17 protein-coding genes are annotated in these 19,016 nt (G+C 63.8%); 10 read left to right on the top strand and 7 right to left on the bottom strand.

What is annotated here, in order from left to right; all coding sequences use genetic code 11:
* Positions 1 to 56 precede the first annotated feature (56 nt).
* Together KI797_RS17620 and KI797_RS17615 are read right to left on the bottom strand one after the other, a co-directional pair.
* A complete protein-coding gene (locus KI797_RS17620; RefSeq protein WP_226170377.1) occupies positions 57 to 746 on the bottom strand; it encodes an LrgB family protein in 690 nt (229 codons plus the stop codon).
* Positions 739 to 1,140, bottom strand: coding sequence for a CidA/LrgA family protein (locus KI797_RS17615; RefSeq protein WP_042648380.1), 402 nt, complete (start codon positions 1,138 to 1,140; stop codon positions 739 to 741). The genes KI797_RS17620 and KI797_RS17615 overlap by 8 nt, the downstream gene beginning before the upstream one ends.
* A 125-nt stretch (positions 1,141 to 1,265) precedes the next feature.
* Between KI797_RS17615 and KI797_RS17610 the strand changes: the two genes are divergently transcribed.
* Positions 1,266 to 2,150 carry a LysR family transcriptional regulator gene (locus tag KI797_RS17610; protein ID WP_226170375.1) on the top strand — a complete coding sequence of 295 codons (885 nt, stop codon included), beginning with the start codon at positions 1,266 to 1,268 and terminating at the stop codon, positions 2,148 to 2,150.
* A 3-nt stretch (positions 2,151 to 2,153) separates the two neighbouring features.
* Here the strand turns inward: KI797_RS17610 and KI797_RS17605 are convergent, their stop codons facing one another.
* Positions 2,154 to 3,059: a type 2 periplasmic-binding domain-containing protein gene (locus KI797_RS17605; protein ID WP_226170373.1), complete on the bottom strand. Its 906-nt coding sequence runs from the start codon at positions 3,057 to 3,059 to the stop codon at positions 2,154 to 2,156.
* A gap of 258 nt (positions 3,060 to 3,317) precedes the next feature.
* A complete protein-coding gene (pdxR, locus tag KI797_RS17600) occupies positions 3,318 to 4,745 on the bottom strand; it encodes a MocR-like pyridoxine biosynthesis transcription factor PdxR (protein ID WP_226170370.1) in 1,428 nt (475 codons plus the stop codon).
* Between the two features lie 397 nt (positions 4,746 to 5,142).
* On the opposite strand from pdxR, the gene KI797_RS17595 reads away from it, so the two are divergent.
* The 3 genes from KI797_RS17595 to KI797_RS17585 are packed head-to-tail and all read left to right on the top strand — an operon-like array spanning position 5,143 to position 6,792.
* On the top strand, positions 5,143 to 5,610 hold the full coding sequence (locus tag KI797_RS17595) for an OsmC family protein (protein ID WP_226170368.1): 468 nt from the start codon (positions 5,143 to 5,145) through the stop codon (positions 5,608 to 5,610).
* A 17-nt stretch (positions 5,611 to 5,627) separates the two neighbouring features.
* Entirely contained in the window at positions 5,628 to 6,077 is a 450-nt protein-coding gene (locus tag KI797_RS17590) for a rhodanese-like domain-containing protein (RefSeq protein ID WP_171273206.1), read from the top strand.
* Entirely contained in the window at positions 6,067 to 6,792 is a 726-nt protein-coding gene (locus tag KI797_RS17585) for a GNAT family N-acetyltransferase (RefSeq protein WP_226170365.1), read from the top strand. The genes KI797_RS17590 and KI797_RS17585 overlap by 11 nt, the downstream gene beginning before the upstream one ends.
* A gap of 89 nt (positions 6,793 to 6,881) precedes the next feature.
* Here KI797_RS17585 and ybaK read toward each other — a convergent pair whose 3' ends face one another.
* A complete protein-coding gene (gene ybaK / locus KI797_RS17580) occupies positions 6,882 to 7,352 on the bottom strand; it encodes a Cys-tRNA(Pro) deacylase (RefSeq protein WP_005324867.1) in 471 nt (156 codons plus the stop codon).
* A gap of 181 nt (positions 7,353 to 7,533) precedes the next feature.
* Here ybaK and KI797_RS17575 point away from each other — a divergent pair, with 181 nt between their 5' ends.
* Positions 7,534 to 9,015, top strand: coding sequence for a sensor domain-containing diguanylate cyclase (locus KI797_RS17575; RefSeq protein ID WP_226170364.1), 1,482 nt, complete (start codon positions 7,534 to 7,536; stop codon positions 9,013 to 9,015).
* Between the two features lie 80 nt (positions 9,016 to 9,095).
* Here KI797_RS17575 and ppc read toward each other — a convergent pair whose 3' ends face one another.
* Complete coding sequence (ppc, locus tag KI797_RS17570) at positions 9,096 to 11,729, bottom strand: phosphoenolpyruvate carboxylase (RefSeq protein WP_005324863.1); 2,634 nt, start codon at positions 11,727 to 11,729, stop codon at positions 9,096 to 9,098.
* A gap of 215 nt (positions 11,730 to 11,944) precedes the next feature.
* Positions 11,945 to 13,090, bottom strand: coding sequence for an acetylornithine deacetylase (argE, locus tag KI797_RS17565; protein ID WP_182786504.1), 1,146 nt, complete (start codon positions 13,088 to 13,090; stop codon positions 11,945 to 11,947).
* Positions 13,091 to 13,351: 261 nt separating this feature from the next.
* Here argE and argC point away from each other — a divergent pair, with 261 nt between their 5' ends.
* The 5 genes from argC (at position 13,352) to argH (ending at position 18,955) form a co-directional block, all read left to right on the top strand.
* Entirely contained in the window at positions 13,352 to 14,359 is a 1,008-nt protein-coding gene (argC, locus tag KI797_RS17560) for an N-acetyl-gamma-glutamyl-phosphate reductase (RefSeq protein ID WP_226170362.1), read from the top strand.
* A gap of 23 nt (positions 14,360 to 14,382) precedes the next feature.
* Positions 14,383 to 15,162, top strand: a complete 780-nt coding sequence (gene argB / locus KI797_RS17555) for an acetylglutamate kinase (protein ID WP_005324857.1) — start codon at positions 14,383 to 14,385, stop codon at positions 15,160 to 15,162.
* Positions 15,163 to 15,187: 25 nt separating this feature from the next.
* On the top strand, positions 15,188 to 16,099 hold the full coding sequence (locus KI797_RS17550; RefSeq protein WP_226170360.1) for an ornithine carbamoyltransferase: 912 nt from the start codon (positions 15,188 to 15,190) through the stop codon (positions 16,097 to 16,099).
* A gap of 54 nt (positions 16,100 to 16,153) precedes the next feature.
* Positions 16,154 to 17,389, top strand: a complete 1,236-nt coding sequence (locus KI797_RS17545; RefSeq protein ID WP_042648372.1) for an argininosuccinate synthase — start codon at positions 16,154 to 16,156, stop codon at positions 17,387 to 17,389.
* 183 nt (positions 17,390 to 17,572) lie between these two features.
* Positions 17,573 to 18,955, top strand: coding sequence for an argininosuccinate lyase (argH, locus tag KI797_RS17540; RefSeq protein WP_226170358.1), 1,383 nt, complete (start codon positions 17,573 to 17,575; stop codon positions 18,953 to 18,955).
* Positions 18,956 to 19,016: the final 61 nt, after the last annotated feature.

The raw sequence follows: 19,016 nt of genomic DNA, 5'->3' as shown, positions 1-19,016 counted from the left end.
ATGATACAAAGAAGAGGCGCCCAAGGGCGCCTCTTCTCGTTGGGGGTCGCAATGCCTTACCAGAACAACTTGCCCAGCAGGGGGGCTAGCAGCACAGTTGCCATGCCGGCTATCATCATCACCATGCTGGAGACCACCCCCTCCTCGTTGCCCATCTGGTACGCCCTGGCGGTACCCGCGCCGTGGGCGGAGGCGCCGAAACCCGCCCCCTTGCCGAGGCGGCTGCGGATGGCGAGCACCGTCAGCACGCTCTCACCCACCGCCATGCCGATCACCCCGGTCAGCACCACGAACAGGGCGGTGAGATCGGCATTGCCACCCACCGATCGGGTCGCCTCCACCGCGAAGGGGGTGGTGATGGATCGCATGGCCATGCTGCGCTGCAGCAGCTCGGAGAGGTTCAGCCAGCGTGCCAGCAGCACTGTGCTGCCCACCGCCATCACCACAGAGGCGATCACCCCCATCGACAGGGAGAGCCAGTGGCGGCGCATCAGCTCGCGGTTCTCGTAGACGGGCACCGCGAAGGCGACGGTGGCCGGGCCCAGCAGCCAGAGCAGCCAGTGGGATTCGGCCATGTAATCCTGATAGGGGATGTGGAACAGCACCACCACGGCCACCAGCAGGGCGGGGGCCAGCAGCAGCGGCATCAGGGGCAGGATGCGCTTCTTGCCATAGAGCCACTTGCTGGCGTAGTAGAACAGCAGGGTGAGGGCGAAGCAGAGCAGGCCGAGCAGGGTGTCAGACATGGCGGCGACTCCGGCGGGCCAGCTTCAGCTCCAGGCGATAGACCCTGTCCACCACCAGGGCCGTGGTGCCGAGCACCAGCACAGTGCTTGTCACCAGCACCACCATGATGCGCCACCCCTCCTGCAGCAGCAGATCCTGATAGTTGACCACGGCTACCACGGCGGGGACGAAGAACAGCAGCATCTCTGCCAACAGCCAGCGGGCCCCTGCGCTGAACCACTGGGCCTTGACCACCCCGAGCAGGATGCAGACCAGCAGCAACAGCATGCCGGTGAGGTTGGCGGGCAGGGGCAGGTGGAAGGTGCGTACCGCGGTGTCGGCCAGCAGCCAGATGGCCGCCAGCAGGGCGATTTGGAAGGGGGTTTGCAACCAGCGAAGGCAGAAGGCTTTCATGATGGGCGTCTTTCTGTGAACCTGGTCACAGTATAAGTGGGGGCCAAACCTGCAAAAAATGAATTTAAATTATGAAAAATATGCCAAATTGGCATTATTTGGCAATCACCCCAGACGAGCGTCCCATGGATATCCGAGCCCTGCGTTACTTTGTCGAACTGGTGCGGGAGAAGAGCTTCACCCGCGCCTCCGAGAAGCTGTTCGTCACCCAGCCCACCATCAGCAAGATGATCCGCAACATGGAGGAGGAGCTGGGCCAGCCCCTGCTCAATCGGGAGGGACACAGCTTCACCCTGACCGACAGCGGCCAGGTGCTGTTTGCCCGTGGCCAGCTGATCCTGGCCCAGATGCAGCAGCTGGAGGCGGAGCTTGCGGATCTGCAGAGCCTGCAGCACGGGCGCCTGGCGCTCGGCATACCCCCCATGGTGGGCCACGTCTATGCGGATCTCATCCGCGCCTACCGCAGCCGCTACCCCAGGGTGGAGCTCTCCATCGTCGAGTACGGCGGGCGCCGCATCGAGCAGGCGGTGCTGGAGGGGGAGCTGGATCTCGCCATCACCATGTTGCCGACCAGGGAAGAGGGGGTGCTGAGCGCCCTGGATCTGGACTGCTATCCCATTCAGGTGGTGCTGCCGGACCTGCCCCGCTGGCGCGGGGACAGCGAGATCCGGCTGGCGGATCTGCAGGAGGAGCCCTTCCTGCTCTACACCCAGGCCTTCACCCTGAGCGAGCGACTGGAGCAGGCCTGTCAGCAGGCGGGCTTCGTGCCCCAGGTGGCGGCGCGAAGCAGCCAGTGGGATTTTCTCACCGCCATGGTGCGCAGCGGCATGGGGGTCGCCTTTTTGCCCGAGCCCATCTGTCGGCGACTGACGCCGGACGGCCTGGTGTTGCGTCCCCTGTTGCCGGAGCTGAGTTGGCGACTCGGGGTGATCTGGCCCGCGAAACGCTACCTCTCCCGCACTGCCGAGGCCTGGCTCGCCCTGTGTCGAGAGCAGGGGGCGCGGGGCTAGGCGCTACTTGCCGACCTTGCCTGTCTTGTCGTGGGGGGGAATACCGAACGCATCCCGGGCCGGATCATAGAGATAGGATCGGTAGTCGCTCCCCTCGGCGGGCAACTGGGGGTTGCTCAGCCTGAACACCTGGCGCGAAGCCAGCTGGGTGAACGCCAGGGAGGGTTGGAAGTGCTGGCGCCATAGCCGTTTGAGAGAACCGTCCTGCCAGGCCAGCCGCAGGCCGAGCTGGATGCGCTCGCGCTCCTTGTGGTAGGTGACATGGCTGTAGAAGGCGTGGATCAAGGGATAGAAGAGGATCACATGGCGATCGACGGTGAGTGTCGGCAGCCTGGGGTGGTGGGCCTCCCACTCCGCCAGTATCTCGTTGGCACCGCGACAGAAGAGATCGACCCTGCCCCGGGCCACCATGCGAAACAGAGACTCGTAGTTGTCCACCTCCTGCACCTGGAAGCCGTTGTGGCGCAAGATATCGGCATCCTGCCACCCCTTGCCACTTCCCTGACTGAACGCCTGCAGTTGTGCCAGGGTGCGGACCCCGGCCAGCGCCTTGGCGCGGTCGGCGCCGACGAAGCAGACCCGGTAACCGAGAATGCCGAGATCGATGGGGAAGGGGATCCGGCTGACCTCGGGGTGAGGCGTCTTCTGGGGCCAGTTGTCGATGATGAAGAGGGCATTTCTGCCCGGCTTTTGCACCTCGAGCCGCATCCGCGCCTTGTTCATCTTGAGGGAGTCGTGCAGCTCGTAGTCGCCATATTGCTGGCGGGTCTTCTCCAGCACCAGTCGCATCGCCTCCCGGTAGTAGTCCATGCGGGCATCCTGTTCATTCTCCGGGCTGAGCAGGGTAAATCGCGTGGCCGCCATCGGGGAGGAGGAGAGGGAGAGCATGAGGAGCAGGAGTCGATGCATCTTGGCCGGGTTCTACAACGGGAGTGTGCCCATTATAGTTCGGGGCCCCCCTGCCGACACAGCGCTATTGGCCCCCGGCTCCTCTGACCTCTGGGCCTGGCTTCAGACGGTTTTTACCTGCGAACCCGACTGGGGACACAGTGCGATTGTGGGGCCCGGACGCCTCTGACTTCTGGGCCTGGCCTCAGACGGCATTTATCTGCGACCTCAACAGGCAGCAGAGTGTGATGATGGGACCCGGGCTCTTCTGGCCTAACCTCAGACCGATTCCATCAGGGCGCCCAGCTGGCGGCACAGCTGGCGCAGGGTCTGGTTGTCGAGGCAGCCGAAGCCGAGCAACCAGCCCTCCCGGGTGGGCGGGGCGAGGTGATACTGACGCAGGGGGCGCAGCCCCAACCCCCGGGCGTTGGCCGCCTCAGTCCAGCGGGCCTCTCCCCCGACGGGCAGCAGCACGGCGCACTGCAACCCGGCGCCGCTGTGGACGGGGGTGAGCCTTGGGCAGTGCTCGGCCAGCTCGGCCAGCAGCAGATCCCGTCGACTCTGGTAAACGAGACGGCTCTGGCGCAGGTGAGTGGCGAAGTGGCCGGCGCGGATGAAGTCCGCGGTGACCGCCTGCTGCAACTGGTTGCTGTGGCCGTCGACGGCGGCGCGAGCCCGGCTGAAGGCCTCCATCAGGGGGCGCGGCAAGACCAGGTAGGCGAGGCGCAAGGAACCAAACAGCACCTTGCTGAAGGTGCCCACATAGAGGACGCGCCCCTGGCCATCCAGCCCCTGCAGGGCGGGGAGCGGCCGCTGATCGTACTGGTACTCCCCGTCGTAGTCGTCCTCCAGGATCCAGGCGCCGCGCCGCTCGGCCTCCGCCAGCAGTGCCATGCGGCGGCTCAGGCTCATGGGGACCCCGAGGGGGTACTGGTGGGCCGGGGTGCAGTAGATGAGCCTGGGGCTGGGGTGTTCTCCGGCGGGGTTGAGCCCCTCCTCGTCCACCGGCACCGGGTGGATGCGGGCGCCGGCGCTCTCCATGGCGGTGCGGGCACCGGGATAACCGGGATCCTCCACCCAGACGGTGTCACCGGCATCGATGAGCAGCTGGGTCGCCAGCAATATGCCCTGCTGGGAGCTGGTGAGGATCAGGATCTGCTCCGGCTCGCACACCACGCCCCGCGACTGTACCAGGTAGCTGCTGATGGCGGCGCGCAGCGTGGCCAGCCCTTGCGGATCCCCGTAATTCATCCAGTCGCTGGCCCCCTGGCGCCACTGCTGCTGCATCAGGCGACCCCAGAGTGCCTGGGGAAAGAGGCGGGGATCCGGCTGGCTGGAGGCAAAGGAGTTGCCAACCTCGGGCACCTCGTGGCAGGCCCCCCCTTGCGCCATCTCCTGACCACGGCGTGAGAGCCCCGCCGCCGACTGGGGCGGGCGCGGAGCGGGGCGCACCGCCGCCAGGGCGACGAAGCTGCCGGCCCCCACCTTGCGCACCAGATACCCTTCCGCCTCCAGCCGGCCATAGGCCAGCTCCACCGTGCTGCGGGAGATGCCGAGATCCCGGGCCAGCATGCGGCTGGCCGGCAGCCTGCCATGCAGCGGCAGATGACCCGCCAATATTGCCTCCCGCAGGGTGCGCACCAGCTGTTCGTGCAGGGGAAGATCGTTTTGCTGCTGGTCGGCAAAGAGGGTTGGCAGGACTGTCATGATTGGCCTCCGCGGGGGTGGGGCAGATGGCCCCTCCATCCGGATATCGCCTCCCGCAGGGTGCGCACCAGCTGTTCGTGCAGAGGAAGATCGTTTTGCTGCTGATTGGCAAAGAGGGTTGGCGGGACTGTCATGATTGGCCTCCGCGGGGGCGGGGCAGATGGCCCCCCCATCCGGATATAGCTTCCCGCAGGGTGCGCACCAACTGTTCGTGCAGGGGAAGATCGTTTTGCTGCTGGTCGGCAAAGAGGGTTGGCAGGACTGTCATGACACTTCCCGTTGCGGATAAATTGGTCTGCCCATATTGGCAAAATTGGTCGGCGTGGCAAGGCCATTTTGTCGCTACATTGGTGGGCAAGGAAGTGAAGCAATCCCATTGGCTACAGAAGGAGTCTGCATGTCGGAATACAGCGCCACCATCAGTTGGCAGCGAGGGGCCAGCGAGCCCTTTGTCGATCAGCGTTACAGCCGTGCCCATGAGTGGGCGTTTGATGGCGGAGTCAGGGTGCCTGCCTCCTCCTCCCCCCATGTGGTGCCCTTGCCTTACTCGGTGGCCGAGCACGTGGATCCCGAAGAGGCCTTCGTCGCATCCCTCTCCAGCTGTCACATGCTGACCTTCCTCTGGCTGGTCGCCAGGGCGGGTTATCTGGTGGAGAGCTATCTGGATGAGGCCGTCGGCGTCATGGAGCAGAACGAGCAAGGTCGCCACTCCATCACCCGGGTCACCCTGCGCCCCAGGGTGCGGTTTGGCGGCGAACGCCGGCCCGATCTCGCCGCGCTGGAGCGGTTGCACCACCAGGCCCACGAGGAGTGCTTTATCGCCAACTCGGTCAACACGGTCGTCACCACAGAGATAGCGCTCTAATCACAAGGAGGTTCAGCATGAGTCATGTATTGAGTACCGGGGTCGCGAGCCCGCTGGAGGCCAGCGCCTTCTTCGAGGCCCAATTGAAGTTTCGCACCGATCCGGCGGATCTCGCCGCCGATCTGCTGGCCGGGGAGGCGGACGAGGGGGGCAGCATAGTGGTCATCGACACCCGCTCCCCCGCGCACTACGCCGAGGGCCATATCCCGGGGGCCGTCTCCTTACCCCATCGCACCATGAGCCCGGCGACCACTCAGGAGCTGTCGCGGGACAAGGTCTATGTCTGCTACTGCGATGGCATCGGTTGCAACGGCTCGACCCAGGGGGCGTACAAGCTGGCGGCGCTGGGCTTTCGGGTCAAGGAGCTGATCGGCGGTCTGCACTGGTGGCGCCAGGACGGCTTCGCCGTCGCCACCGGCAGCGAGGCCGGCGTCTTGCTGGAAGGGGGGATCGCCTGTGCCTGCTGAACCCCTCTTCAACGGCCATGGCCAACCCCTGGGCGAGTCTCTGCCCGACTGGCGGGGCGCCGAGTTTCCTCCTCACCGCGTGCTGAGCGGCTGGGGCTGTCGCCTGGAACCGCTCGATCCCGAGCGCCACGGCGGCAGCCTGTGGCAAGCCTTCAGTGCCGACAGCGGGGCCATGTGGACCTATCTCACCAGCGGCCCCTTCGAGGATGAGGCGGCCATGCTGGCCTGGCTGCGAGGAGTCGCCGCCAAAGTCGATCCCCAGTTCTATGCCATTGTCGATGAGAGGAGCGGCCGGGCGCTGGGGCTCGCCAGCTACCTGCGCATCGACCCCGCCGCGGGTAGCGTGGAGGTGGGCTGGCTGCACTTCTCGCCGGCCCTGCAGCAGTCGCGGCTGGCGACGGCGGCCATGGCGCTGATGATGGCCAATGCCTTCGCCCTGGGGTATCGCCGCTACGAGTGGAAGTGCAATGCCCTGAACCGACCCTCCTGGCAGGCGGCGCTGCGGCTCGGTTTTTGCTATGAGGGGACCTTCCGCCAGGCGCGGGTGGACAAGGGGCACAGCCGGGATACCGCCTGGTTCTCGGTGATAGACGGCGAGTGGCCCGCTTTGAAGGGCTGTTTCGAGCCCTGGCTGGCGGATGCCAACTTCGACGAGCAGGGGCGCCAGCGGCTGCGCCTCTCCGAGCTCACCGCCGCCTGCCGGGTGACGCCATAAGCCTGTGGTCCCTTGGGCCTGAAGGGCAAAACGCAAGAGGCCCCGATTGCGGGGCCTCTCTCATGCTGGATGTTGCTTGATGAGTGAACTCATTCATGGTGCTCGCCGATGGGGGCGGCTATCCACTTCATCAGGCGCACCATGTCCTCGGGCGCCACCCCGACCGAGAGGCCGCGCTTGCCGCCACTCACCAGGATCTCGTCAAACGCCATGGCGGAGTCGTCCAGCACGGTCGGCAACAACTTCTTCTGGGCCAGCGGGCTGATGCCGCCCACCTTGTAGCCGGTCAGCTTCTCGGCATCGGCCGGCTTCATCATCTCCACCTTCTTGAGGCCGGTGGCCTTGGCGAGCTGTTTGAGGCTGCACATGCCGGAGGAGGGGACTATGGCGACCACCGCCTGCTTGTCGTGGTGAGCCAGCAAGGTCTTGAACACCTGAGCCTGGGGCAGGCCGAGCTGGGTCGCGGCATGCTTGCCGAAATCGTCGTGGGCTTCGCACTCGTAGGGATAGAGCTTGTGGGGGATTTTCAGCTTCTTCAGCAGGTTGATGGCGGGTGTCATGGGGTCTCCTCGGGCCGGAACAAGGCCAGACAGTCTGCGCCCGAGGGCCAGATGTGGCAAGTGTCAGCCTTCACCCCCCATGGGGGCCTCTGTTCGCGCAACCGGATCCCGGATCCTATGATCTGAGCTCTTGTTCCCGCATTCCACCGCGATGCGATGGCGATCGAAAGGAATCGTAGCCATGAATACCCCAGCAATCCGCTCTCGCGATATCGACACGTTCGATCGTTATGAGGCCCTGGCCCGGCTGACCGCCCTCGACCGGACCTACGGCATGGTCGAGTTCGATCTGGATGGCCGCATGGTGTCGGTCAACCTGCTGTTCTGCCGCATGTTCGGCTATGCCCCCGATGCGCTGGTCGGCCAGTCCCATCTGCTGCTGTTGCCGCCGGAGCTGCACGCCGAGTACGGACGCTTCTGGCAGGGCGTGTTGAAGGGCGAGATCCACTCGGGGGAGTTTCGCCGCGTCATGCACGATGGCGGTACCCTCTGGATCCATGCCACCTACATGCCCATCACCGACGAAGCGGGGGCCCTGATCGGGGTGATCAAGCTGGCCCACGACATCACCTCCGAGGTGCTGGCCAAGCAACGGGTCGAGCAGCAGAGCCAGCTGTTCGACATCGTCGTGGCCGCCCATCAGAGCTTTCTGCTCGACCGCAACCTGGCATCCGCCTGCGACACCGTGTTCGAGCGGCTGCTGAGCGTCAGCCAGAGCACCTATGGCTTCATCGGCATCGTCCAGTACGAGGAGGGGCTGCCCAGCCTCTACATCCCCTCCATCTCGAACGTCTCCTGGGATGAGGCGACCCACGCCTGGTACGAGCAGCAACGCCAGAACCGGGGCGGCCTCATCTTCAGCAAGCTCGACAACCTGTTCGGCCACGTGGTGACCCACAACACCCTGGTGTGCTGCAACGATCTGCCGAGTCATCCGGCGAGTCGCGGCGTCTCCCCCCGGGGGCACCCCCGTCTGGACAGTTTTCTCGGCATCCCCATCCGCCACAAGGGGGAGGCCATCGGGATGATCGCCCTGGCGAACCGTCCCTGTGGCTTCGACGAAACCCTGGTGACTCAGCTCGAACCGCTCACCACGGCGCTTGGCACCCTGATCCACGCTCGCAATCTGGAGGATGAGCGCAGCCGGATGGAGCGGGTGCTGCGCTTCAACGCCGAGCACGACTTTCTCACCAAGCTGCCCAACCGCAGCAGCTTCTTCACCCAGGCGAATGTCCTGCTCGATCATATCCAGCGCCATCCGGCCGAGGGAGAAGCCTGCTGCCTGGTCCTCATCGATATCGACTTTTTCAAGCAGATCAACGATGAGCATGGTCACCTTGCCGGGGATGCTGTGCTCGAGGAGCTGGCGCGTCTGCTGATGCAGGCGGTGCGCAGCCAGGATCTGGTGGCGAGGTTTGGCGGGGAGGAGTTCATCATGCTGCTGCGCGGCACCACCCTGGAGGAGGCTCGCGCCATCATGGAGCGCATCCGGCAACTGGTCGAGCAGCACAGCTTCCTGTATCAACACCAGACGATCACCGTCACCATCAGCCTGGGCCTCACCCCCTATCAGATGAGCTACCGCTGCATGGATGACTGGTTGTTGTGCGTGGATCAGCGCCTCTACGAGGCCAAGCGCCTCGGACGCAACCGGATTGCCTAGGCTGGCTGGACAGCAGAAACAGAAAGGGCGCCATATAGGCGCCCTTTTATATCAGGAAGAGGTGCTTGATGGCCTGGCCATCAACCCGTGTTGCGCATGCCGGCGGCGATACCGGCGATGGTGACCATCAGCGCCTGATCCAGCTCGGGGTGCAGAGTTTCAGGGTTTTTGCGCGAGCGACCCAGCAGCTCGACCTGCAGCACGTTGAGCGGGTCGGTGTAGGGGTTGCGCAGCTTGATGGACTCCTTGATCCAGGGCTGGTCGTCCAGCAGGTCTCCCTGCGGGCGCAGCTCCAGCACCACCTGGATGGAGTCGGAGAGCTCCTGACGCAGTTGCTTGCCGAGGGCCCACAGCTCTTTGGGCACCAGACGGGTGTCGTAGTACTCCGCCAGCCAGAGGTCGGCCTTGAGGAACACCATCTCCAGCATCTCGAGGCGGGTGCGGAAGAAGGGCCACTGGCGGCTCATCTCGTCCAGCACGCTCTTCTGACCGTCATCTATGGCCTGCTGCAGACCCTTGTGGGCACCGAGCCAGGCCGGCAGCATCAGCCGGTTCTGGGTCCAGGCGAAGATCCAGGGGATGGCGCGCAGGCTCTCGACGCCGCCGTTGGGCTTGCGCTTGGCGGGACGGGAACCGAGCGGCAGCTTGCCGAGCTCCATCTCCGGGGTGGCGGCGCGGAAGTAGGGCACAAAGTCCGGGTGGCCACGCACTATGCTGCGGTAGTGATCGCAGGAGACGGTGGCCAGCTGCTCCATCACGGCGCGCCAGCACTCCTTGGGCTTGGGTGGCGGCAGCAGGTTCCCCTCCAGCACGGCGCTGGTGTAGAGGTTCAGGCTGTGGATGGCGACCTTGGGCAGGCCGAACTTGAAGCGGATCATCTCGCCCTGTTCGGTGACCCGCAGACCACCGCGCAGGGATCCCGGCGGTTGGGACAGGATCGCCTGATGGGCGGGGGCGCCGCCGCGACCGACGGTACCGCCACGGCCATGGAACAGGGTCAGGCGGATGTTGTTGGCTTCAGCCAGCCCCACCAGGGATTCCATGGCGGCGTACTGGGCCCAGCCGGCGGCCATCATGCCCGCGTCCTTGGCGGAATCCGAGTAACCGATCATCACGTACTGACGACCCTGGATGTAGCCGCGATACCAGTCCACCGACAGCAGGCGATCCATCACGGCGGTACCTGCCATCAGATCTTCCTGGGTCTCGAACAGCGGGGCGACCGGCATGCGGAACTTGCAACCCGCCTCCTTCAGCAGCAGCTGCACCGCCAGGACGTCGGACGGTGCACCGGCCATGGAGATGATGTAGATGCCGAACGCATCGGGGTCGTGACCGGCGATCACCCGGCAGGTGTCTATGGTCTCGCGGGTCTCGTCGCTCGGTGCCCAGTCGGTGGGGATCAGCGGGCGGCGGGAGTTCAGTTCGTTGAGCAGGAAGGCCTGCTTGTCGTCCTCGCTCCACTCGGCGTAGTCACCCATGCCGAGGTAGCGGGTCAGCTCGGAGAAGACCTGACCATGACGCTCACCGTCCTGGCGGATGTCCAGCTTGACCAGATGGATGCCGAAGCAGGCCAGCTTGCGCAGCACGTCCAGCAGCATGCCGTCGGCGATGTTGCCCATGCCGCAGGCGTGCAGGGAGTGATAGCAGAGCTCCAGCGGCTCGCGCAGCTGGGCCGTGGTCTTGATGAGATCGCGGCTCTCGCTCGCCTGACCCTGCACCTTGGCGGTGAGGAACTCCTGGGTCTCGCGCAGCTGCTCGCGTAGCTCGCGCACCAGGGCGCGGTAGGGCTCGGGGTTGTCACCGACCCGGGCGCGCACGGCCTCGGTACAGTCGGCCATGGAGAGCTCGGAGGTGAGCTCCTTGATGTCGCGGTAGAAGAGGTTGACCGCCATCCAGCGACCCAGCTCCAGCACCTCGGCGGTCACCTTGGCGGTGACGAAGGGGTTGCCGTCGCGGTCACCGCCCATCCAGGAGGTGAACTTGACCGGCGCGGCATCCAGCGGCAGGCGCACACCCAGGTGGTGTTGCAGGCGCTCGTCCAGATTGCGCATGAATTCGGGAATGGCCGGCCACAGGCTGTTTTCCACCACGGCGAAGCCCCACTTAGCCTCGTCCACCGGGGTCGGGCGCTGCTCGCGGATCTCGTTGGTGTGCCAGGCCTGATTGACCAGCTGTTCGATGCGATTGAGGATCTTGTCCCGCTCGCGGGGCAGCAGATCGGAGAGCTCCAGCGCTTCCAAGCAGTCGTTGAGCTGCACGTGCTTGTGGATCAGGGTGCGACGGGTCACCTCGGTGGGGTGGGCGGTCAGCACCAGGTCGATGTCCAGCTCGCGTACCGCCTGAATGATGGCCTCCTGGGAGAGGTTGGAGGCTTTCAGCTTGGCAAACATCTGCTCAAGCGGGTCCGGCGTGCACTCCTGCTCTTCGCAGCGGCGGGAGATGGTGTGGAACTGCTCCGCCACGTTGGCCAGATTGAGGAACTGGCTGAAGGCGCGGGCCACGGGCAGCAGCTCGTCATCGGAGAGAGTACGCAGGGTCTCTAGCAGGCGTTCCCGGTCTGACTCGTTGCCCTTGCGGGAGGACTTGGCCAGTTGACGAATGGTCTCAATCTTGTCGAGGAAGGCTTGACCCTGATGATCCTTGATGGATTTCCCCAGCAGTTGGCCCAACATGCCTACGTTGGCCCGTAGGGCGGCGTACTTTTCGTTCATTCCACATCCTTATTTGGTTGGTGCCCCTTGACCTTCCGAGGGGAGAGGCAGCCTCACTTATTGTTGTGCGATTACAACATATGCTCCGTCATCTTAGGGGGACAATCTACCCAGATTGTCTGCGCAAGGTCAAATAACAGGCCGATTCAGAACATGTATTTCCCTCACCTGTCCCGAGGCGGCATGTCATGTAACTTACTTACATTCCCCTCGACCTAGGCGCAGAAACGCCGGATCAGGTGCTGCAGCACCGCCGTGGTCGGTTTGACGAACGAGAGATCCAGGTATTCATCGGGCTGATGGGCCTGAGTGATATGGCCCGGGCCCATCACTATGGTCTGGCATCCCAACTGCTGGATAAAGGGGGCCTCGGTACAATAGTTCACGGATTCGGCGGCCCGACCGCTCGCCCGCTCGGCCTCGCGTACCAGATCGGAGCCGTCCTCGCAGGCATAGGCCGGAATGGGTTCGTGCAGGTGTTGCAGGTGCAGGCAGCCCGGCTGGTGAACTTCGATGGGGGAGAGCGCCTCTTTGAGCAGGCCCATCAGTTCATCCGGCCCCACCTGAGGGGTGGGCCTCATGTCGATGTGCAGCTCGCAGCAGCCGCAGATGCGGTTCGGGCTGTCGCCCCCCTGGATGTAGCCCAGATTCAACGTGGGCTGGGGCACCGCGAATCTGTGGTCGGCGTACTTCTCTTTCAGGCTGTGTTGCAGCTTGAGCACTTGCCCCATGGCCTGGTGCATGATCTCCAGAGCGTTGACCCCGTTGGCGGGATCCGAGCTGTGACCGCTTCGGCCTGTGATGCGAATGGCCTCCGACATGTGACCCTTGTGAGCCACTACTGGCACCAGGCCGGTCGGTTCACCGATCACCGCATAGTCGGGTTTGATCTCGGCCGCCGCGGCGATGGCGCGGGCCCCCGCCATGGTGGTCTCCTCGTCGGCGGTGGCCAGAATGCGCAGTGGCTTGCTGAGGGTGGTCAGATCGATATCTTTCAGCGCCTCCACGATGAAGGCGAAGAAGCCCTTCATGTCGATGGTGCCGAGCCCGTACAGGCGGTTGCCCTCCTCGGTTACCTTGAAGGGATCCTTGCTCCAGCCTCCCTCGTCGAACGGCACAGTATCGGTGTGACCTGCCAGCAGCAGCCCCCCTTCCCCCTGGCCATAGGTCGCCACCAGGTTGAATTTGCCCGGCAGGTCGGGCAATGCCGTCACCTCGCACTGGAAGCCGAGCTGGCCGAACCAGTCGGCCAGCAGCCGGATCACCGCCTCGTTGCTCTGATCCCAGCGAGGATCCGTGCTGCTGATAGAAGGAATCGCAATAATATTCTTATAAAGTGAAAAAAAATCCAGATTGGCCATCAGCTCCTCCTTGCGTCCCCGGAGTGTTTCTGTTAGAAAATACAAATGCAAAGTGAGTGCATGAATATTCTTTTCAAGTGCTCATCAACAAGGCTTCTAGTTGTAAGGGAAAGTTAATGTTCTGTCACCTGATCTGTAACCGACGACGCATATCCGCCTGAATTGCCCCTCCGCACTCGTTGCATCCAGGGGGCGATAGCCGACCCCTTGCACCGCAGCACCACGCTGTGAATTTCGAACCCAGACTTGGAATACTCAAACATGCTCAATACCGTTATCGTCGGTGCCAGTGGCTACGCGGGGGCCGAACTGGCCGCACTGGTCCAGAACCATCCAGAACTCAAGCTGTTCGGCCTCTATGTCTCCGCCGGCAGCCAGGACGCCCACAAGCGTTTCTCTTCCCTGCATCCCCAGTGGGTCGGTGAGCTGGATCAGCCGCTGCTGCCGCTGGACGAGGACGGCATGACCCGGATCCTGACCCAGGCCGATCTGGTGCTGCTGGCCACCGCCCACGAGGTGAGCGCCGAGCTTGCCCCCAAGTTCCTGGCCAAGGGGCTGCCGGTGTTCGATCTCTCCGGCGCCTTCCGGGTCAAGGATCAGGGGTTCTACGCCTCCTTCTACGGCTTCACCCACGACAGCGAGCAGTGGCTGGAACAGGCCGTCTACGGTCTGGCGGAGTGGAATGCCGATGCCATTGCCGCTGCCCAGCTGATTGCGGTGCCCGGTTGCTATCCGACCGCCTCCCTCTGCGCCCTCAAGCCGCTGCAGCAGGCCGGTCTGATTGCCGAGGTATGGCAGCCCATCATCAACGCGGTTTCCGGTGTCTCCGGAGCCGGTCGCAAGGCTGCCATCAACACCAGCTTCTGCGAGGTGAGCTTGAGCCCCTACGGCACCTTCAATCACAGACACCAGCCGGAGATCAGTCACCACCTCGGCAAGGGGGTGCTGTTCCAGCCCCACCTTGGCAACTATGTGCGGGGCATACTGGCCACCATCTATGTGCAACTGGCGGATGGGGTGACGCAGACCCAGGTGGATCAAGCCTATCTCAAGGCCTATGAGGGCAAGCCCCTGGTGCGCCTCACCGGCCAGATGCCCTCCATCCGTGGCGTGGCCAATACCCCTTACTGCGACCTCGCCTGGCAGCAGCAGGGCAACATGCTGGTGGTGGTCTGTGCCATCGACAACCTGCTCAAGGGCGCCGCCTCCCAGGCGATGCAGTGCATAAATATCAAGTTTGGTTTTGAACCGGCCACCGGCCTGATTTAACGCTTTAAGGAAGGATCGAGAAGATGGACAAGCAGACGCTGGTAATCAAGTTGGGCGGCGCCCTGATCGAGAACGACGAGGCCCTGACCGCCCTGTTCGCCACCCTGAAAACCTTCCTGGACGATCAGCACCGTCCCCTGGTGCTGGTGCACGGTGGTGGCTGCCTGGTGGATGACCTGCTCAAGGGGCTGGGGATGACCTCCACCAAGAAGAACGGCCTGCGGGTCACCCCGTTCGAGCAGATCCCCTTCATCGCCGGGGCCCTGGCGGGCACCGCGAACAAGATGATGATGGCCAAGGCCATCGCCACCGGTATCCCTGCCGTGGGGCTCTGCCTCGCCGACGGCGGCCTCTGCCAGGTGACCCAGCTCGACCCGGATCTCGGCGCCGTGGGTGACTGCCAGCCGGGCAACCCGGCGCTGGTGGCCGGCATCCTGGGGCAGGGCTTCCTGCCGGTGGTGAGCTCCATCGGCATCACCGCCGACGGCCAGCTGATGAACGTCAATGCGGATCAGGCGGCCACGGCGATTGCCGAGGCGCTGGGTGCCGATCTGGTGATGCTGTCGGATGTGAGCGGCATCCTGGATGGCAAGGGCAAGCTGGTGCCGCAACTGGACAAACAGAGCGCGCTGGACCTGATGGAGAAGGGCGTTATTCGCGATGGCATGGCGGTCAAGGTGAAGGCCGCGCTGCATGCCGCAGAGACGCTTGGCAAACCTGTCTGTGTCGCCAGCTGGCGCTACCCGGACCAACTGCTCAAGCTGCTGGCGGGCGGCGCCGTCGGCACCCAAGTCACCCTCTAACCCTGACCGGAAAAAGGAACATCCGATGCAACATCTTCTGAAAGACAGTGACTTGAGCAAGGCCCAGATAGAGGCGCTGATTGCCCTGGGCAAATCGGTCAAGGCGGACCCCAAGAAGTACAGTCAGGCGCTGGCGGGCAAGAGCGTGGTCACCCTGTTCGAGAAGCCCTCCCTGCGCACCCGGGTCACCTTCGACATCGGCATCGCCCGGCTCGGCGGTCACAGCGTCTACCTGGATCAGCAGAACGGCGCGCTCGGCAAGCGGGAATCGGTGAAGGATTTCGCCGCCAACCTGTCGCGCTGGTGTGACGCCATCGTCGCGCGGGTGTTCGATCACCAGACCCTGGTCGAGCTGGCGGAGCATGGTTCTGTGCCGGTGGTGAACAGCCTGTGCAACCTCTACCACCCCTGCCAGGGGCTGGCGGACTTCATGACCATCAGCGAGCACTACAGCGATCTCTCCAAGGTGAAGCTGGCGTATCTGGGCGATGGCAACAACGTCAGCCACTCCCTGCTGCTGTTGGGGGCGACACTCGGCACCGATGTGACTCTGGTCTGCCCGAAAGGCCACGGCCCGGATACCCAGATCTTCCTGCAGGCCCAGGCGCTGGCGGCACAATCTGGCGCGCACATCAACATCAGCGATGACGTGGGTGCCATCGAAGGCTTCGACGTGGTTTATACCGACACCTGGGTTTCCATGGGTGACAACACACCAATGGAGCAGGTAAAAGATATCTTCATGCCTTATCAGATCAACCAGGCTCTGCTCGATCGCACCGGCATCCAGCATGTGCTGCATTGCCAGCCGGCGCACCGGGAGCTGGAGATCACCTCGGAGGTCATGGACGGACCAGTCTCCCTCATCATGGATGAGGCAGAAAACCGGATGCATATCCAGAATGCCGTGCTACTGACGCTTTTGGGTCATAAATAAGCCGGCGACCGACCCTGAATCACAACCTTATCGAATCATCACGGAGAGAAGTAAATGAGCGGAATCAACAAGATCGTACTGGCTTACTCGGGCGGACTGGATACCTCGGCCATCATTCCCTGGCTCAAAGAGAACTACGATGCGGAGATCATCGCCTTCGTCGCCGACGTCGGTCAGGAGCGTGACGATCTGGAAGGGATCGAGCAAAAAGCCATCGCCTCCGGCGCCACCAAGTGCATCGTCAAGGATCTGCGCGAAGAGTTCGTCAAGGAGTACGTCTATCCGACTCTGAAGACCGGCGCCGTCTACGAAGGCACCTACCTGCTGGGCACCTCCATGGCCCGTCCCATCATCGCCAAGGCGATGGTGGAAGCGGCCCTGGCGGAAGGGGCCGACGCCATCTCCCACGGCTGTACCGGCAAGGGCAACGATCAGGTGCGTTTCGAAGGTGCCGTGGCCGCCCTGGCTCCCCAGTTGAAGGTCATCGCCCCCTGGCGTCTGTGGGACATGCGTTCCCGGGAAGATCTGCTGGCCTATCTGGAAGCCCGCAACATCCCCTGCAAGGCGACCCTGAAGAAGATCTACAGCCGCGATGCGAACGCCTGGCACATCTCCACCGAGGGTGGCGAGCTGGAGAGCACCTGGAACGAGCCGTCCGAAGCGGTCTGGCAGTGGACTGTCTCTGCCGAGCAGGCACCGAACGAGCCGGAATACGTCAAGCTGACCGTGGCTCAGGGCGAAGTGGTGGCTGTTGACGATCAACCGCTGACTCCGCTCCAGATCCTGATGACCCTGAACGAGCGTGCCGGCAAGCACGGCGTGGGCCGTATCGACATCACCGAAAACCGCATGGTGGGCATGAAGTCCCGTGGCTGCTACGAGACCCCGGGTGGTACCGTCATGGTCGCCGCACTGCGCGCCGTGGAAGAGCTGGTCTTGGATCGCCCGACCCGTGCCTGGCGGGAGAAGCTGGGTGCCGAGTTCTCCCACCTGGTCTATGACGGCCGCTGGTTCACTCCGCTGTGCAAGGCCATTGTCGCCTCTGCCAACGCCATCGCCGAGGATCTCGACGGTGAAGTAGTGCTGAAGATGTACAAGGGTCAGGTCACCGCGGTACAGAAGAAGTCGCCGAACAGCCTCTACTCCGAAGACTTCGCCACCTTCGGTGCCGACGAAGTGTATGACCAGAGCCACGCCGAAGGCTTCATCCGTCTCTACACCCTGGCCAGCCGGATCCGCGCCATGAAGGAGCAGCATCAGGCCATCGGCGGCGATCATACCCACGGCTAAGCCGCAGGATTAAATCCGCTGGTACCGGAGAGGGGGCATTGCCCCCTCTTGTATCAGTGGGGTGTGAGCAGAGCGGCAGCGTCCTGGCCGCTTCTGTGAGATAACAGGCTCGCAGAACAACAGGGCACGATTTCAAGTTCGACGGCGCAAGGCGCCGCCGACAACGCATTCAAGGAGAGCAGTATGGCACTTTGGGGTGGACGCTTCAGTCAGGGAGCCGATAGCCGGTTCAAGCAGTTCAACGATTCGCTGCGGTTCGATTACCGCCTGGCGGAGCAGGATATCCAGGGCTCCATGGCCTGGGCCCGTGCGCTGGTCAAGGTGGGTGTATTGACCGCCGATGAGCAGGGCAAACTGCAACAGGCGATGGAGGTGCTGCTCGCCTCGGTGCAGCAGGATCCCCAGCAGATCCTGAGTTCCGATGCCGAAGACATTCACTCCTGGGTCGAGGGCAAGCTCATCGATGCCGTCGGCACCCTGGGCAAGAAGCTGCACACCGGCCGCTCGCGCAACGATCAGGTCGCCACCGACCTCAAACTCTGGTGCAAGGCACAGGGCGAGCTGCTGCTCGGCTCCATCACTGCGTTGCAACAGGGGCTGGTCGCCTCGGCGCGCGCCAACCAGGCTGCCGTGCTGCCCGGTTACACCCATTTGCAGCGGGCCCAGCCGGTCACCTTCGCCCACTGGGCGCTTGCCTATGTGGAGATGCTGGAGCGGGACTATTCCCGTCTGCAGGATGCCCTGAAACGGCTCGACACCAGTCCGCTCGGCTGCGGCGCCCTGGCGGGCACCGCCTATGCCATCGACCGTGAGGCGCTGGCGCTGGACATGGGCTTTAGCGGTGCGACCCGCAACAGCCTGGACTCGGTCTCCGACAGGGATCACGTGGTGGAGCTGATGCACGTGGCGTCCCTCTCCATGGCGCACCTGTCGCGCTTCGCCGAGGATCTTATCTTCTACAACACCGGCGAGGCAGGTTTCGTGGAGCTCTCCGATGCGGTGACCTCGGGCTCCTCCCTGATGCCCCAGAAGAAGAACCCGGACGCGCTGGAGCTTATTCGTGGCAAGACCGGCCGGGTGGTCGGCGCCCAGATGGGCATGCTGATGAGCCTGAAGGCGCTGCCGCTGGCCTACAACAAGGACATGCAGGAAGACAAAGAAGGGCTGTTCGATGCCCTCGACACCTGGCACGACTGCCTCGACATGGCGGCCCTGGTGCTGATCGACTTGAAGGTCAATGGCGAGCGCACCAAGGCGGCAGCCCAGGGCGGCTACGCCAACGCCACCGAGCTGGCAGACTATCTGGTGGCCAAGGGGATTCCGTTCCGTGAAGCGCACCATATCGTCGGCGAAACTGTGGTCTACGCGATCCAGGTGAAGAAGCCGCTGGAAGAGCTCTCTTTGGCGGAGTTCCAGCGCTTCAGCCCGGTGGTGGGGGAGGATGTCTACCCGAACCTGGAGCTGGAAGCCACCCTGGCCAAGCGGGTCGCCAAGGGTGGCGTTGCCCGCGAGCTGGTGGATGCGGCCCTCACCGCCGCCGAAGCCTGGCTGGCCAAGCGCGGCTGATCGCCGAACCGGATGAAACGAAGAGGGCTCAGGCCCTCTTTTTTTATGTCTGTGCCATCGC

Source organism: Aeromonas media (assembly GCF_020423125.1).
In the GTDB taxonomy this organism is placed as follows: Bacteria; Pseudomonadota; Gammaproteobacteria; order Enterobacterales; family Aeromonadaceae; genus Aeromonas; species Aeromonas media.
Note: the sequence above shows the minus strand (reverse complement) of the source record. Positions and strands in the feature narration are given on the sequence as shown.

Excerpts from the sequence above, each read along its gene's own strand:
- KI797_RS17620 (WP_226170377.1), bottom strand. The coding sequence starts at position 746 with ATGTCTGACACCCTGCTCGGCCTGCTCTGCTTCGCCCTCACCCTGCTG.
- KI797_RS17615 (WP_042648380.1), bottom strand. The coding sequence starts at position 1,140 with ATGAAAGCCTTCTGCCTTCGCTGGTTGCAAACCCCCTTCCAAATCGCC.
- KI797_RS17610 (WP_226170375.1), top strand. The coding sequence starts at position 1,266 with ATGGATATCCGAGCCCTGCGTTACTTTGTCGAACTGGTGCGGGAGAAG.
- KI797_RS17605 (WP_226170373.1), bottom strand. The coding sequence starts at position 3,059 with ATGCATCGACTCCTGCTCCTCATGCTCTCCCTCTCCTCCTCCCCGATG.
- pdxR (WP_226170370.1), bottom strand. The coding sequence starts at position 4,745 with ATGACAGTCCTGCCAACCCTCTTTGCCGACCAGCAGCAAAACGATCTT.
- KI797_RS17595 (WP_226170368.1), top strand. The coding sequence starts at position 5,143 with ATGTCGGAATACAGCGCCACCATCAGTTGGCAGCGAGGGGCCAGCGAG.
- KI797_RS17590 (WP_171273206.1), top strand. The coding sequence starts at position 5,628 with ATGAGTCATGTATTGAGTACCGGGGTCGCGAGCCCGCTGGAGGCCAGC.
- ybaK (WP_005324867.1), bottom strand. The coding sequence starts at position 7,352 with ATGACACCCGCCATCAACCTGCTGAAGAAGCTGAAAATCCCCCACAAG.
- KI797_RS17575 (WP_226170364.1), top strand. The coding sequence starts at position 7,534 with ATGAATACCCCAGCAATCCGCTCTCGCGATATCGACACGTTCGATCGT.
- ppc (WP_005324863.1), bottom strand. The coding sequence starts at position 11,729 with ATGAACGAAAAGTACGCCGCCCTACGGGCCAACGTAGGCATGTTGGGC.
- argE (WP_182786504.1), bottom strand. The coding sequence starts at position 13,090 with ATGGCCAATCTGGATTTTTTTTCACTTTATAAGAATATTATTGCGATT.
- argC (WP_226170362.1), top strand. The coding sequence starts at position 13,352 with ATGCTCAATACCGTTATCGTCGGTGCCAGTGGCTACGCGGGGGCCGAA.
- argB (WP_005324857.1), top strand. The coding sequence starts at position 14,383 with ATGGACAAGCAGACGCTGGTAATCAAGTTGGGCGGCGCCCTGATCGAG.
- KI797_RS17550 (WP_226170360.1), top strand. The coding sequence starts at position 15,188 with ATGCAACATCTTCTGAAAGACAGTGACTTGAGCAAGGCCCAGATAGAG.
- KI797_RS17545 (WP_042648372.1), top strand. The coding sequence starts at position 16,154 with ATGAGCGGAATCAACAAGATCGTACTGGCTTACTCGGGCGGACTGGAT.
- argH (WP_226170358.1), top strand. The coding sequence starts at position 17,573 with ATGGCACTTTGGGGTGGACGCTTCAGTCAGGGAGCCGATAGCCGGTTC.